13 protein-coding genes are annotated in these 14,414 nt (G+C 47.9%); 7 read left to right on the top strand and 6 right to left on the bottom strand.

Annotation, left to right across the window (positions count from 1 at the left end):
- Positions 1-91: 91 nt before the first annotated feature.
- The 3 genes from folE2 to ACZ5PW_RS06850 all read right to left on the bottom strand — a co-directional run bounded on the left by folE2 (position 92) and on the right by ACZ5PW_RS06850 (position 2,260).
- Entirely contained in the window at positions 92-862 is a 771-nt protein-coding gene (gene folE2, locus ACZ5PW_RS06860; protein WP_464559228.1) for a GTP cyclohydrolase FolE2, read from the bottom strand.
- A 298-nt stretch (positions 863-1,160) separates the two neighbouring features.
- Positions 1,161-1,580, bottom strand: coding sequence for a nickel-responsive transcriptional regulator NikR (gene nikR / locus ACZ5PW_RS06855; protein WP_464559226.1), 420 nt, complete (start codon positions 1,578-1,580; stop codon positions 1,161-1,163).
- A 20-nt stretch (positions 1,581-1,600) separates the two neighbouring features.
- Positions 1,601-2,260, bottom strand: coding sequence for a class I SAM-dependent methyltransferase (locus ACZ5PW_RS06850; protein ID WP_464559224.1), 660 nt, complete (start codon positions 2,258-2,260; stop codon positions 1,601-1,603).
- Between the two features lie 345 nt (positions 2,261-2,605).
- Between ACZ5PW_RS06850 and gcvH the strand changes: the two genes are divergently transcribed.
- The 6 genes from gcvH (at position 2,606) to ACZ5PW_RS06820 (ending at position 8,994) form a co-directional block, all read left to right on the top strand.
- Positions 2,606-2,986 (top strand): glycine cleavage system protein GcvH, encoded by a 381-nt coding sequence (gcvH, locus tag ACZ5PW_RS06845; protein ID WP_464559222.1) that lies wholly within the window; start codon positions 2,606-2,608, stop codon positions 2,984-2,986.
- Positions 2,987-3,073: 87 nt separating this feature from the next.
- On the top strand, positions 3,074-4,405 hold the full coding sequence (gene gcvPA / locus ACZ5PW_RS06840) for an aminomethyl-transferring glycine dehydrogenase subunit GcvPA (protein ID WP_464559220.1): 1,332 nt from the start codon (positions 3,074-3,076) through the stop codon (positions 4,403-4,405).
- The gene (gcvPB, locus tag ACZ5PW_RS06835) at positions 4,405-5,847 is read left to right on the top strand and encodes an aminomethyl-transferring glycine dehydrogenase subunit GcvPB (RefSeq protein WP_464559218.1); all 1,443 of its coding nucleotides are present in this window, start codon (positions 4,405-4,407) and stop codon (positions 5,845-5,847) included. The genes gcvPA and gcvPB overlap by 1 nt, the downstream gene beginning before the upstream one ends.
- Complete coding sequence (locus ACZ5PW_RS06830; protein ID WP_464559216.1) at positions 5,837-7,231, top strand: dihydrolipoyl dehydrogenase family protein; 1,395 nt, start codon at positions 5,837-5,839, stop codon at positions 7,229-7,231. Before gcvPB ends, ACZ5PW_RS06830 begins: the two co-directional genes overlap by 11 nt.
- Before the next feature lie 98 nt (positions 7,232-7,329).
- Positions 7,330-8,094, top strand: a complete 765-nt coding sequence (locus tag ACZ5PW_RS06825) for a substrate-binding periplasmic protein (RefSeq protein ID WP_464559214.1) — start codon at positions 7,330-7,332, stop codon at positions 8,092-8,094.
- 141 nt (positions 8,095-8,235) lie between these two features.
- Positions 8,236-8,994 (top strand): substrate-binding periplasmic protein, encoded by a 759-nt coding sequence (locus tag ACZ5PW_RS06820; protein ID WP_464559212.1) that lies wholly within the window; start codon positions 8,236-8,238, stop codon positions 8,992-8,994.
- Positions 8,995-8,997: 3 nt separating this feature from the next.
- On the opposite strand, the gene ACZ5PW_RS06815 is transcribed toward ACZ5PW_RS06820, so the two are convergent.
- On the bottom strand, positions 8,998-10,176 hold the full coding sequence (locus tag ACZ5PW_RS06815) for an SGNH/GDSL hydrolase family protein (RefSeq protein WP_464559210.1): 1,179 nt from the start codon (positions 10,174-10,176) through the stop codon (positions 8,998-9,000).
- Positions 10,177-10,246: 70 nt separating this feature from the next.
- Between ACZ5PW_RS06815 and ACZ5PW_RS06810 the strand changes: the two genes are divergently transcribed.
- A complete protein-coding gene (locus ACZ5PW_RS06810; RefSeq protein WP_464559208.1) occupies positions 10,247-10,876 on the top strand; it encodes an MBL fold metallo-hydrolase in 630 nt (209 codons plus the stop codon).
- A gap of 198 nt (positions 10,877-11,074) precedes the next feature.
- On the opposite strand, the gene ACZ5PW_RS06805 is transcribed toward ACZ5PW_RS06810, so the two are convergent.
- Both ACZ5PW_RS06805 and ACZ5PW_RS06800 read right to left on the bottom strand, forming a co-directional pair.
- On the bottom strand, positions 11,075-12,142 hold the full coding sequence (locus ACZ5PW_RS06805) for a phosphotransacetylase family protein (protein ID WP_464559206.1): 1,068 nt from the start codon (positions 12,140-12,142) through the stop codon (positions 11,075-11,077).
- Positions 12,143-12,290: 148 nt separating this feature from the next.
- The gene (locus ACZ5PW_RS06800) at positions 12,291-14,396 is read right to left on the bottom strand and encodes an acetate--CoA ligase family protein (RefSeq protein ID WP_464559204.1); all 2,106 of its coding nucleotides are present in this window, start codon (positions 14,394-14,396) and stop codon (positions 12,291-12,293) included.
- Positions 14,397-14,414: the final 18 nt, after the last annotated feature.

Raw genomic sequence — 14,414 nt, 5'->3', positions numbered from 1 at the left:
TCGCTCTATCCATTCGGTAAGCAACTGCGGCTGTCTGCGGAGAACTTGAGGAGGTAATCCCCCTCTGCCTCCTTACTTATATAATAATCACTCAAACTCTTTTGGCAATACTTGCGAATGCACAATGATTGTGAATCGACTCAAAACTTTCCACGTCCACTTTGTACCAGAATATTTTAGGATGTTTTTCCAGACCATTAGCGGCATTTCTGACTACATCCTCAACAAATGTCGGATTGGAAAAACTTTTCTCTGTAACGTGCTTTTCATCCTCACGCTTGAGAAGAGAGTACACCTCACATGAACCGGAGCCTTCTGCGATCTCCACCAGATCCTCAATCCAGACAAAACCTTTGGATCTGGTTCTGATATGGACAACAGCCCTCTGGCTGTGCGCACCTTCGTCACTTATCGCCTTTGAGCAGGGACAGACAGTCATGACCGGAACTTTCACGCCCAGAGTAAATTCCAGCTCATCATTCACCAGCTCACCTTCAACGGTACACTCATAACTCATGAAGCCAGAACGTCCGCTGACCGGTGATTTCTTCTTGAGACAATAAGGAAAACTCAACTCTGCGTGGGCACTTCGAGCCTCAAGCCTGCGCCTTATATCACTGAGCAGATTATAAAAACTTTTGTAATCCAGTTCCTCGGTCCAGTCTTCCAGAGCTTCGACAAACCTGCTCATATGAGTTCCCTTGAAATGGGCGGGCAGATCAACAGACAAGGCTACTTTAGCCATGGTATTCTGGCTTCCGGACTCCCGGTCGCGGACAACAAGGGGCAGTGTGAGGTCCCGCACTCCGACTCGGTCGATAGACATGGCGACCTTGGCGGGACTGTTCTGTACGTCTTCCATTTTTTTCCTTGGAATGCTCAGGCGGCATTTCGGAGATCCTTCCGGTAATTCCTTCGGGGTTCATAGACCTATAAAGTTCCTATGTTTTCTCCAAAATTATTTATAATAATAATCCGCCGAACGTATTGAATTTAGCTACATTCTTTAAAACAGAGCTACACTTGTCAATTGGGGGAGATCAGACTGACAACTCCAATACCGGAAACAGAATCTTCCGGCAAAGAAACGCCAGATGTTCCAGATAACCCCGGTCTCCTCAATCAACAGGGGCAAATTGCGTGCTGCCCCCGGAGCCGGGCTAAACCAGAGTTTCACCGGTTGTTGTCAAACCGAGTTTACCGTGCTTTACGCCTTTTGTGGAAATAAGCCTGTGCGCCAGTTCTTTAATTGCTTTTCCGTCACCCTTAAGGACCAGAACTTCCAGGCAGTTGTCATGGTCCAGATGTACGTGCAGAGTGGACATGATCAGGTCATGGCTGTCGTGCTGCAATTCGGTCAGACGTTGAGACAGACCGCTGTGGTGGTGATCGTAAACAAGAGAAAGAGTTCCGGCCATTTCACCTTCCGTCTCGTCCCATTCCTTTTCAACCAGCATATTCCGAATCAGATCTCGAATTGCTTCGGAACGGGTCTGATAGCTTTTTTCATCACAAAGCTTGTCAAATTTTTCCAGCAGGTCGGAATCAAGGGATACCCCGAAACGTATTGTTTTACCCATTTTTCAACCCTCCGTATTAATTACATTTGCGGACCGCGGACTACCTCACGGATATTCACGGTCATTTCAGCATGACAGCAGGCGGCTTTTTCTGTGAGCGGGAGTGAGGTCTTCCATCCCATTCCCTCAAGCCGTTCCCAGACAGAGACAGAGACATCACGCACAGGCTCAGCCATCCAGATAACACCACCGGGCTTAAGTACCCGCCGGAACAGTTTCTCCAGCGGATCAAAAAATCTTTTCTCATACAGAACATCACCGCCCCATATAAAATCAAAGGAGCGGTCGGCAAGGGCTGGGTCACGCCAGTCCATCTGCAGCCACAACGGCTGGGAGATAGAATTCAGCTTCGCATTATCTCTGGCAAAATAAAGAGGCTCAATTTCATAATCGAAAGCTGTAACCTCTGCCCCGCGGGACTGGCCTATGATCGCGGTCAACCCCAGCCCGCATCCCAGATCAAGGCAGCGCTTCCCTTTAATCAGATCGGTATTGCGGTAAATCCAGTCCCCCAGAAGAACACTTGCGGGCCAGAGTTCCGCCCAATAGGGCAGCCTTTCGTCATCACCGAAGTCATCTTCACCGATGGACTCCCAGAGAGTCTCCAGATCAGCAGTCCTTTCTATCTTCCATATTCTTCCGGCAGTGCTGACCTCAATTGTTTCACGTTTTTCAGACATGTTATCGAACAAGGTATCTATCTATATTAAATGAACAAATTAATTGCATTAAACAGAAAAACTTTAGGCAGTATATTGAAATAAAAACTCAAGAGCAAACATTTGTGCGTATGCGTATGCTTTTTTTCGTCAAAACACAAGTTTTGGTAACACGGAGTATTCAATCACAACGTAACAGAATCATTCCATTTTCTAATATTCGTCAATTTTACATATAAATTTTGTGGATTTTGGCCTTATTCAAGGCTTTTATTTCTTAAGCAGGAATGCTATCAACTGAAAGTTCTTTGAACAACACGTCAGGAAACACAATAATTCAGTTCTACATCTATAGAAGGAGGCTTCATGATCCCTCAGGAACTTCTTTACGCCAAATCTCACGAATGGCTCAAAGTTGACGGCGACAGCGCTACTATCGGCATCACTCACTTTGCTCAGGAACAGCTCGGCGACCTTACTTTCGTTGAACTGCCCCAGGAAGGCGACACCTTCGCGGCAGGTGACGAATTCGGCTCCATCGAATCTGTTAAAGCTGCAAGCGAAGTTTACGCTCCCGTTGACTTCAAGGTTATCGCGGTAAACGAGGCTCTGGAAGACGCTCCCGAAAAGGTCAACGAAGACCCGTACGGTGAAGGCTGGATGATCAAAGTTAAAGTCACCGGTTCCACCGATGGCCTTCTTGATGCAGCAGCCTATGAAAAGGTGACCGAAGAAGAAGCCCACTAGACCGGAGCAATTCATAAAAGTTATTTCAATAATTCCCCGCTGACCATTTACGTCTGCGGGGATTTAATTTTTATACTGGAGGACAAAATGCCTTACGTGCCTCATTCCCCGGAAGAAATCCGGGAAATGCTTGAAGTTATCGGCGTAAGCTCAGTTGACGACCTGTTTGCCGAAATCCCGGTGGAACTGCGTCCAAAGAGCTTCGAACTGCCTGAAGGGAAAAGTGAAATGGCTGTTCTGGACAAACTTGAAAAGCTTGCTTCCAAAAACACCACCGACCTTACCAGCTTTCTCGGAGCCGGATTCTATGACCACTTTATCCCCTCTGCGGTAGACGCTCTCTCTTCCCGCAGTGAATTCTATACAGCATACACTCCATACCAGCCCGAATCTTCTCAGGGAACCCTGCAGGCGATTTTTGAATACCAGACCGCCATGGCAAGACTTCTGGATCTGGATTACGCCAATGCTTCGGTTTATGATGGAGGTTCCGCACTTTATGAAGCCACACTGATGGCTGTGCGCAAGACCAGACGCAGAAAAATCATCATAAGCGAAGCACTGAACCCCATCTACAGGGTTATGCTGGATTCCTATACCACCAACCTCAAACTTGAACTGGTAACCGTGCCCCACGATCAGGGCCGTACCAACATTAAGTCCCTGACCGCCGCTGTGGACAAGGATACCGCCGCAGTCATAGTGCAGAACCCCAACTTTTTCGGTTCTGTAAACGACTTCACCGAACTGTTTGAATCTGTTCATGAACATAAGGCTGTTGCCATTATGTCCACTTATCCGGTTCTCCAGTCCGTGCTTAAAACTCCGGGCCAGATGGGAGCGGACATTGCCGTTGCCGACGGTCAGTCCATCGGGCAGCCACTTTCTTTCGGAGGCCCTTACCTCGGTATTATGACCTGTACCAAAGCCCTTGTCCGCCAGATGCCCGGAAGAATGGCCGGAAGAACCGTTGATGAAGACGGCAACACCGGTTACGTGCTCACACTGCAGGCCCGTGAACAGCACATCCGCCGTCAGAAAGCCACTTCCAATATCTGCTCCAACCAGGCTCTCTGCGCTCTGCGCTCTCTTATCCACCTCTGCCTGCTCGGCGAGGAAGGCCTTCGACGGACCGCCACCCTGAGTGTGGAACGCGCCCACTATGCTGCAGAAAGGCTTACCGCCATTGAAGGCGTTGAACTGTTCACCAAAGGCCCATTCGGCAATGAATTTGCCGTAACTCTTCCGGTCAACGCATTTGAGATTATCGACAAGCTTACCGAACGCGGTATAATTCCCGGTTTTCCCGTGGGCCGCTACTACGAAGGACTTGAAAACGTTCTGCTGGTGGCATGCACTGAAAAGACCACTGAAGAACAGATCGGCATTTTTGCCGAAATTCTGCGGGGGGCAATCTAATGAAAACAGTATTCAAAAAATCCGTTCCCGGTCGTGAGGGCTGCTGGCCTGAAGAGCCCAAGAAAAAAATCGAGCAGCTGATACCCGCTGAACTTCTGCGCGAAGAAGCAGGTATGCCCTCTCTTTCCGAGCTTGACGTGGTTCGCCACTTCACAAAACTTTCCCAGAAAAACTTCGGTGTGGATTCCAACTTTTATCCGCTTGGTTCCTGCACCATGAAATACAATCCCAAGTTCACCGAAAAGGTAGCGGCCCTGCCCGGATTCGCCAAGCTGCATCCGGTTATCTCCCAGCTCAAGGGAGCAGGACGCCACTGCCAGGGAGCTCTTGCTGTAATTCATGAGACAGAAAGCCTGCTCAGTGAGCTTACCGGAATGGCCGCATTCACCATGCACCCCATGGCCGGAGCACACGGAGAACTTACCGGGGTAATGCTCATGGCTGCTTACCACGCAGACAAGGGCAACAAAAAGACCAAAATAATCTGCCCGGACTCCGCGCACGGAACCAACCCGGCATCCGCAGCAGTTGCCGGATATGATGTTGTTTCCGTGGAATCCACAGACGGTATCATTACCCCTGAGGCTCTGGCGGAAGTTCTTGATGACGAAGTGGCAGGTGTAATGATGACCTGTCCCAACACCCTCGGCCTTTTCGAGACCCATCTGCCCGAGCTGGTGAAAATGATCCATGAGAAAGACGCTCTGCTCTACTATGACGGAGCAAACATGAACGCCATCATGGGTAAGCTTCGTGTCGGAGATGCCGGGTTCGACATCGTCCACCTCAATCTGCACAAGACTCTGGGACCCCCTCACGGCGGTGGCGGACCAGGTTCCGGACCTGTCGGAGTAAGTGAAAGACTGGTCCCTTTCCTGCCCATTTCAAGAGTCAAGAAGCTTGAAGACGGTCAGTACTGCCTTGCCTACGACGAACCCAAATCAATCGGTTACGTTGCCCCCTTTTACGGCAACTTCGGTGTTTATCTGAAAGCATACGCATATATGCTCCGTCTCGGAAAAGAAGGCCTTATAAGAGCGACCGAGGGTGCTGTTCTCGGTGCCAACTACATGCGCAAACGCCTTGAAGACCATTTTGAAATTCCGCACAACCGCATCTGCATGCATGAGTTTGTAGCTTCCGCAGTCAAGCAGGCCCAGAACGGTGTACGCGCCCTTGATGTAGCAAAGGCCCTGTTGGACAAAGGCCACCATGCCCCGACCATCTACTTCCCGCTTATCGTCAAGGAATGCATGATGATCGAACCGACTGAAACTGAGAACAAGGAAACTCTCGACCGTTTTGTGGACGATCTCATTGAGATCGCCGAGCAGGCAGAGAACAATCCTGAATTCATTCAGGCCGCTCCATCCTCCATGTCCGTGAAGAGACTGGATGAAACCAAAGCCGCCCGTGATATGGTGATCACCGATGACCTCTAGTGATTTCCCGACTGAAAACCGCTCCTACGACCTTGTGGTCGTGGGAGCCGGTCCCGGCGGTTTTGACGCTGCCATTGAAGCGGCCGAAGAAGGAATTAAAGTCGCACTGGTTGAAAAAGACCTGCTTGGCGGAACCTGCCTTAACGTGGGCTGCATACCCACCAAGTTATACCTCGGGGCGACTTCTCCGGTTGATGAACTGGCCGCCCAGACCAAAGCCAAAGTGGCCAAAGGTGAAATTGAAATAGATTTCAAAGCCCTTTGCACCAAGAAGGACCGTTTCATTGGCGCGACCCGCAAGGCTATGGCCCAGAAAGCCAAGAAACTCGGAATTGATATCTATCCCGCAACCGCGAAAGTGATTGAGCCCGGCAAGGTGGAAGTTGCCCACCCGGAAGAAAAAGCTGTTCTCGAATACAGGAACCTGATTCTGGCAACCGGATCCCACCCCACAGTGTTTCCCGGACTTGAGCCGGACAATGAAACAATCCTCGATAACAGCGGTTTCCTGTCATTAACTGAAATGCCGGAATCCCTGCTGGTTATCGGTGCCGGATTTATCGGTCTTGAAATGGCCCAGATAGCAAGCCGCACCGGAACTGAAATCACAGTGGTGGACGCGCTGGACCGTATTGCGGTTTATGAAGACCCGGAAGTGTCAAAAGCTCTTCAGGGTGTTTTTAAACGCCACAAATGGAAATTCAATCTCGGTGTAAAGGTTAAATCCGTAACTGCGGAAGACGGCAAAGCGGTTCTGCGCACTGAAGACGGACAGGAATTCACCGCGGACAAAGCACTTATCGCCATCGGACGCCGTCCCAATTCCAAGGACATCGGACTGGAAGCACTGGAAGTGGAGACCGAAGGCCCGGGCTTTGTGAAAGTGAATGAGAACCTCGAAGCGGCAGAAAATGTCTATGCCATCGGAGACCTGAATGGCAGGGTTCTGCTGGCTCATGCTGCAAGTCATCAGGCCGGGTATGTAGTCCGCAGGATTACCGGCAAAACTGACAGTGCCTATGAGCACGGACCGATCCCTTCAATTCTTTACGGCGCTCCTGAAACCATGCGTGTAGGGCTCATGCCTTCCGACCTAACAGGCAAAGGCAAGGTTGAAACATCGTCATTCCCGCTGGTGGCCAACCCTATCGCTCAAGCTTACGCAGCTACTCAAGGTTTCGTTAAGGTGGTCTGGCTGGATGGCAGAGTTGCCGGGATTACAGCTGTGGGACACCATGTTTCAGGCTTCACAACTGCTGCAGCCATGATTGTTCAGGAAGGATGGACCAAGAACGACATTCATAAAGTTGTATTCCCCCACCCTTCATTGGACGAGGCTCTGCTGGGAGCACTCAAAGCTGAGCGAATCCCTTCAGCCGGCTGACTTCAGACCTTTTGTAAAATATATAATTAAATGCTAGATTGATCGCTCCATGCGAATCATGGAGCGATCAGTCACACTCAAACAAGTTGAAGCACTAAATGGTAAAAATCATCACAGCCGTTTTTGTCTGCCTTTCCCTGCTGCTCTCTGTTTCAAATGCACAGGCTGAAGATGATGTTACCTTGAACTTCGCAACAGAAGAACTGCCTCCTTTCAACTACCAGAAATCCGGGGAACCTGCAGGTCCTGCCGTTGAATTAGTAAAAAACGTTTGCGCCAAGCTTAATAAGACCTGTTCAATTGGGCTTTACCCATGGCGGCGCGCTGAGGCCATGACCAGAGCCGGCCATGTTCAGGGCTTATTCTCAGTGGGTTGGAACAAACCCCGCGAAAAATGGCTCTTTTATTCAACTCCTGTTTTCAGCACTGAATATGGCTTCTTCGAGTGTGAAGAAAAAAAGTTTACCTATTCTCCAGCCCAAAAAATGAAAGGAATGACCATAGGGGTGTATGGTCCCTCCAACCTTTCTTTCAATCTCGAAAAAATAAGAAAAGAACTCGGCAACGCATTCACTATCGAAGTTTTCACGGATAACCCTTCTCTCTTCCGCAAACTGTCCAGATGCAGGCTCGATGCTGTATACTGTACAAAAGAAGTCGGCCTAGCCACTATCAGGCAAATGGAGCTTAGCAATATCCGTTATGCTCACATGGATAAAAAAATATACTACCACATCGGCTTTTCCAGAATAAGCACTGCCGAAAAGCTATTTCAGCAGTTCAACCGTGAGCTTCTGAAAATGAAAAAGACAGGTGAACTTAACAGCATCGCCCGAAAATTCGGTGTTACAGCTGCCGATTAAATTATACAAACTATAAACTAACCCGTTCAACAACCCTCCGTTTATTTTCAACAACTCATTGCTCAATATCCCCTGCCCTGCTAAAGTGAAATTAATAATCTCAGGCCCCGGCTTATTGCATTCAAAAGTCAGGAGACCCCCGTGAAAAAAACACTTATTGCTTTAACAGTCCTTTTTCTATTGTTCTGCTATTTTGCAACAGCTGAAGCAAAAATTAAAATCTCCTTTGCTACACAGGATTTTTATCCATATTCATATTTGAAGGACAACAGAATCGGGGGACCGGGAGCTGAAATCATTCGCACGGTATGTAATAGAATAAATGCTGATTACACAATTTCCATACAGCCATGGCGCAGGTCGATACTTATGGTAAAAAAAGGTCAGTGTCAGGCTTTATTCATGATTGGCAAAAATCAGGAAAGAGAAAAATGGATATCTTTTTCGCCGCCTATCATAAGCGCCGAATATGGTTTTTTCGAATGCCTTGAATCACCCTTAGGATATTCAGGACCTGAAAGCCTTAAAGGAAAAAGAGTCGGAGTCTACGGGCCTTCCAACACTTCGGTACAACTTGAAAAACTGATTAAAAATATAAAAAACAACGTATTTGTCGATTTGACACCGGATGATATAAGCCAATTCCGTAAACTGGCCCGATGCAGAGTCGATGCTGTTTATTCAAACAAAGATGTTGGAATGGCCACGATAAAAAAGATTCAGGCAAAAAACATCAAGTATACCGGCACAGACAAGGTTATCAACTACTATATTGGATTCTCCCGTAGAAACACTCCTGAGATATTCATCCGCAGATTTAACAATGAAATAAACAGAATGAAGATGTCCGGAGAATTAAAACAGTTACTTGGCAGGTATGATATGCAGGCCGCACCCTGAAGGTCAGGAGTTCAGTACAAATTCTTCAATTGCATCCAACCGATTCAAGTAATCCTGCATGTATAGCGGTCCATTAGCTGTAAATGCTTCAGCTGTTTTTCTATGTTCCCTGCACCAGTTGGCAAGACGTGGATTTCTCCAGATCCGTCCGTAGGTTCTGATCATATGCAGTGTGTTATGACAAACCGGAGTCAACCCGGCAGTCTCCACCATAAGTTCAGTGTAGTCATTATTGAGATCCAGAAAAAAACTGCCTATCGCCCGGGCACAAAGATAATTCCCCCCGGAAGAAAGTATTTCAAGTAACTTGTCATGATCAATTTTTTCAGGCTGCCAAGGAATCATCCACTCATTCGGAACAGTTTCATCCTCATTGTACCGGACTTCCCCCTCAGCCATAAAGAACTCTATTTTACCAGCCAGAACCTTCCACATAGAACCGATATGTTCCACATCGCGGCTGGCATGAAGCCCTGTTATAACGTTATTTTCTTCAGTCAATTCAAACTTGAGAAACGGGCAGTGTGATTCAATGCGTTTATCCGATCCGGCCCAGATTCCCCCGAAAATACGGTCCATATCAATGACGGAAAGACCGTCAATCTCAGCCTCCCATTGTCTGAAAATGTCAGCCGCCGACTGCCACAGATTCCCCCACCCCTCCAGATAGGAATAAGGATCAGGGCCGAATGCCGGAAAATGTGAAAGACGTGACACGACAACAACCGGGACATGCGGATATTGTTTTCTCAGGTTCACCAGCATCTCTGAATATCTTTTGAGATAGGTTGCCGGATTCGCGCCGATCATTCCGAAATTGGACTTCATCCAGTTTTCAAATTCCGGGTGCTCTTCCCATGACTTGGGGTCTATAAAAAAAATGTACTTGTGTTCATCGTGAATAAACAGGGGACTGTTCTCATGAAAGAGATTCAGCACAATGAGTTCCGGCTCCGGATCATTAGGACTTATCATCTCAAATTGATGTGAAAGAATCCTGCCATGATAAAAATCCTTGAGCCCAAGTTTTCGATCAAAATCTTCAAGCTTCTGAGGAATCTTTGCGGGGGAACTGTTATAGGTAAAAGGAGAGGCCAGTACGCGATAAGAAACATCGAGTCCACGCTCCCCAACCTCACGGCTGAGGAAATCCATTTGACAGTTGCCCAGAAAGTAAAGCATTCTTAATCCTTGGTGTTTACGTTTAATCAAACGGATTTCACTCTATCGCCGACTTCCAGTCAAGGTTCCCATGGCTAATATTACTGTTGAAACTTTCGTTTTAGGTCCCCTTGAAACCAACTGCTACCTTCTGACATCCGGCAGCGATGCAATTGTTATCGACTGCGGCCTTGAACCGATGCCTCTCCTGCGGGCAATCCACAGTCGCAACCTAAATGTTCAGGCAATCTACCTTACACACCTTCATTTTGACCATATCGGCGGAGTCGCAGACCTGAAAAAAATAACCCAGGCCCCCGTCTACGGCAATACAAAGGACCTGTTTCTCAATGACGTCAGTATCAACTACGGTGGATCAAAAGAATTTTCCCATATGACCGACTTTGAAATAACCGAGCTCCAGCCGGGAAGAACAAAGGCTTTGGGCAGTCCGGTCATGGTTCTCGAAACTCCGGGGCACACCCCTGGAAGCTTTTCCTATTTTTTCCCCTCCATTGAAAGCGTTTTTGTCGGCGACCTTATTTTCATGATTTCTGCCGGAAGGACAGACTTCCCCGGCGGAAACCATGACCAGTTGATTGAATCTGTTGAAAAACGCATATTCATTCTGCCAGAGACTACCAGAATCTTCTCAGGGCACGGCCCTATGACAACCGTTAAACATGAAAAAAACAACAATCCTATTTTCAATAAATTTTAGACTGCTCTCATAAGGATCAGGAAACGTCCTTAAGCAAGTGCCTTCCACCGAAAATATCTATTTTTCAGCAAGAAATACCTCCCGGCATTGATTAATCTTGCAGCACAGGCATAACCCTTTCAAACAAAAACAGCCATGCTATCACCCGATAACATGGCTGTTTTTATACAATATACTGACTATACTTTGACTCGGAATCTAATATTTTAATCCCAGTTCTTTTTTCAGGTATCCGAAATCGATATGCTTTTCCACAAGCTTCACACCGTGCTCGATTTTGGCGGATTCACGGAGTTTGTGCCTTGAAAGGATGTCTTCCATCTTTTTAGCCACAGAAAAAGTATCATCCCGGACCATGATGATCGGAGTTTCAAGAACCTCGGAGCGGGTAAGGATAATATCATTGGGGTAAAGATTTCCGGTGAGGACAAGACACGGGCACTCCCCTTCAAGGGCAACCAGTTGAACATCTGAACGGTCTCCGCCGACAATAACCGCAGAATTTCTATGCCTGCGGAAGTGAGTCATGAAGTTCTCTACCTGCATTGTCCCGATCAGAAAGCTTTCCACCGGAAGATCAGTGCGATTGTGAGCGGAAATTATTTTACCGCCCAGCCTGTCCGCCAGATCTCCGACCTTGATAGTCCCCATCAGCGGATCTTTGGGAATAACCCCGAGGACTTTTACCCCCTTACGCTCCAGAAAAGGTTTTATCAGAGTGGTAATCTCGTCCATGAAAGTAGGAGGAATATCATTTAATATGACCCCTGCCAGATTGTCCCCCAGTGCTTCCTTGAGTACAACCAGATAGTCATAATTGAGCTCTTTCTGAAAACGGTCGATTACAATACTTTTTATGCCCAGCTTTTTGACCAGATGAATGCCGTCCACACCACAGTATTTTCCCGAGTACATTGAACCGGACCCGGCAACCAGCGTTAGATCCTTATCCGCGCTGATCTTGGCATAACCGTCAACAATGGGCTGCACATGGTCCTCAACCTTGCCGTTGAAAGCCTGCACCTTGAAATCATGAGTAACCACAACAGGCGTTACTACATTCGGCGGGTTGGAAACACCCAGAACGTTCTGAATAAAAAAGGCGTCCTCATCGCCGAGCTGCCCTTCCTTCTCAGTCGGGATCGCACCCACCGGTTTCATATATCCCAGACTGATTCCCTGTTTCTGGAAATGGAGTCCCAACCCCATAACAATCATATTCTTGCCCGAATAGCCGCTTGTGGATCCAATATACAAACCGGACATAGAACAAACTCCTTAAATCGTAATAAGTCAAAAATGTATGTAAAAATCTTAAAATTCGAGCAAGGAAAGCTGGAATTTAAAGTTGAATTATAAACTTCTCGTCAAAAACAGGCACACAATTCAGATTGAGCATGCCATCTAAAAAAATCTAGCCTACAGTCATACGCATATTGGCTACAACAGCTCCGTCAGGACCGGCTAGAACGGGATTAAACTCAGCTTCCTGAATCTCAGGGAGATCAGTAGCCATTTGGGAAACCATAAGCAGAATATCCTCAAGAGCACCAAGGTCAACCGCACTGCCGAATCGAACTCCGCGCAGTATGGGGTAAGCTTTTATCTCCCGGATCATTTCCTGTGCGTCATTCAATGCCAGAGGAGCCAGCCTTGATGATACATCACCAAGCATATCTTCGTGAAGCCCTGCCAGAGAAAAACTCACCAAAGGTCCGAACTGTGCATCCCGCCTGAAATGTATTGCTATCTCCTGAGCATCCACCGGTCCCATAGCCTGCACCAGACATCCGGTAATATAGGCATCCTTGCAGCGTCTGGCCGCACGGGTGGTAATTTCGAGAAAAGCCTTGCGAAGCTCCTGAGGAGTTTTAATCCCTGTTATTACCAGCCCCAATTCCTGCTTGCGGGAAATCTGAGGGGACGCAACTTTCAAAACAACCGGATATCCGATCCGCTTGGCGGCTTTTGCTGCCTGATTGGAAGTTCGGGCCAGAACGGTTTCAGGAACAGGCAGTTCATAAGCCGAGGCAAGATTCTGCGCATCAAGTTCAACCAGCTCACCGAGTCCGGTCAGCTTGCAGTTGTCCACAATACTTTTTGCTTTGGAGTAATCACGCCTGAAACAGACCTCAATAGGCCAGTCTTTCTTCTGCCAGCGGTAACAGCTGGTCATGGCATCCAGACTGCGGACAGCGGTTTCAGGAAAATCATAACATGGAATTCCGGCTCCACGCAGCAATGCCCGAGCCTTTCCAACGGAAAATCCGCCCATAAAACATGTAACAATAGGCTTGGAACATTCTTTTTCAAGGGCAATGATGTCAGCGGCAACTTTTTCCACATCGTTAACAATATTCGCTGCCGGACTGAGAATTACAAGTATGGAATGGAAAACATCGTCCTCTGCGACCGCTTTCAAAGTTTCCCGGTATGTTTCAGCCGTAGCGTCACCAAGCATATCCACCGGGTTGTAAAGTGAAGCATAAGCGGGAAGAATATTTTTCATCCGGTCAAGAGTGGCTGATGAGGGACGTGTTATATTCAATGATCCCTTTTCACACATATCTGCCGCCAATATTCCGGGGCCACCTGAATTTGAAACAATGGCAACATTGCTCCCCTGCGGCAGAGGCTGACAGGAAAAGGCATGCGCAAGATTGAACATATCCGCTATATCAACGGCCTGCATGACACCGGTCTGCCTGAAAGCAGCATTGTAAGCGGTGGTCGCGCCGGTCAAAGCACCGGCATGGGCCGATGCCGCCCGCGCGCCGGAAGGTGTTTCTCCTGCCCTCAGAAGAATAAGCGGCTTCTTGAAGGTGGTGTCGTAAGCAGTGCGCAGAAAGTCCTGACCGTCATTTAAAGTCTCGCAGTACCCCACAATAACTTTTGTTTCCGGGTCATTTGCCAGATAACTGAGCATGGTGGCTTCACCGAGAACAGCCTTGTTTCCAAGACTTATGAACTTGGAAAAACCGACCCCTTCACAATTGGCCCAGTCAAGTGCAGTTGAACAGATTGCGCCTGACTGTGAAAAAAACGCGATATTCCCCGGAGAAGTGAACTGCGGATCAAGGCTGACATTCATTGAGAGTGACGTATTCATCAGCCCCATGCAGTTAGGGCCCAGAATGATCATATCATTTTGTTTGGCTTTTCGCCCGAGATTCAACTCAAGCTGGTAACCGTCACGGCCGATCTCACCGAAACCTTCACTGGTTACAATTACAGCCCGCACCGGAATCTCAGCCAGAAGGTCTACAACTGGGGCAACTTCTGCCGCAGGCAGGCAAATTACTGCCAGATCAGTTGACCTAGGCAGTTTTTTGACCGATGAAAGTGCACTGATTCCATGAACTTCTTCTCCTTCACCATTGACGGGGTATATTTTACCCTTATATCCTGAAGCAAGAAGATTGGAGACAATCAGTCCGGGCTCGCGATCCTCCGGAGAAGATCCGACAACAGCGATGGATTCCGGCTCGAACAAAGCCTTTAAACAAGAATACGAATACATTATTAATATAAATCCAAG

The organism is Maridesulfovibrio salinus (assembly GCF_055394525.1).
Note: the sequence above shows the minus strand (reverse complement) of the source record. Positions and strands in the feature narration are given on the sequence as shown.

Coding starts and splice junctions, on each gene's coding strand:
- ACZ5PW_RS06850 (WP_464559224.1), bottom strand. CDS start 2,260: ATGTCTGAAAAACGTGAAACAATTGAGGTCAGCACTGCCGGAAGAATA.
- ACZ5PW_RS06810 (WP_464559208.1), top strand. CDS start 10,247: ATGGCTAATATTACTGTTGAAACTTTCGTTTTAGGTCCCCTTGAAACC.
- ACZ5PW_RS06815 (WP_464559210.1), bottom strand. CDS start 10,176: ATGCTTTACTTTCTGGGCAACTGTCAAATGGATTTCCTCAGCCGTGAG.
- gcvH (WP_464559222.1), top strand. CDS start 2,606: ATGATCCCTCAGGAACTTCTTTACGCCAAATCTCACGAATGGCTCAAA.
- gcvPA (WP_464559220.1), top strand. CDS start 3,074: ATGCCTTACGTGCCTCATTCCCCGGAAGAAATCCGGGAAATGCTTGAA.
- gcvPB (WP_464559218.1), top strand. CDS start 4,405: ATGAAAACAGTATTCAAAAAATCCGTTCCCGGTCGTGAGGGCTGCTGG.
- ACZ5PW_RS06800 (WP_464559204.1), bottom strand. CDS start 14,396: ATGTATTCGTATTCTTGTTTAAAGGCTTTGTTCGAGCCGGAATCCATC.
- folE2 (WP_464559228.1), bottom strand. CDS start 862: ATGGAAGACGTACAGAACAGTCCCGCCAAGGTCGCCATGTCTATCGAC.
- ACZ5PW_RS06825 (WP_464559214.1), top strand. CDS start 7,330: ATGGTAAAAATCATCACAGCCGTTTTTGTCTGCCTTTCCCTGCTGCTC.
- ACZ5PW_RS06805 (WP_464559206.1), bottom strand. CDS start 12,142: ATGTCCGGTTTGTATATTGGATCCACAAGCGGCTATTCGGGCAAGAAT.
- ACZ5PW_RS06830 (WP_464559216.1), top strand. CDS start 5,837: ATGACCTCTAGTGATTTCCCGACTGAAAACCGCTCCTACGACCTTGTG.
- nikR (WP_464559226.1), bottom strand. CDS start 1,580: ATGGGTAAAACAATACGTTTCGGGGTATCCCTTGATTCCGACCTGCTG.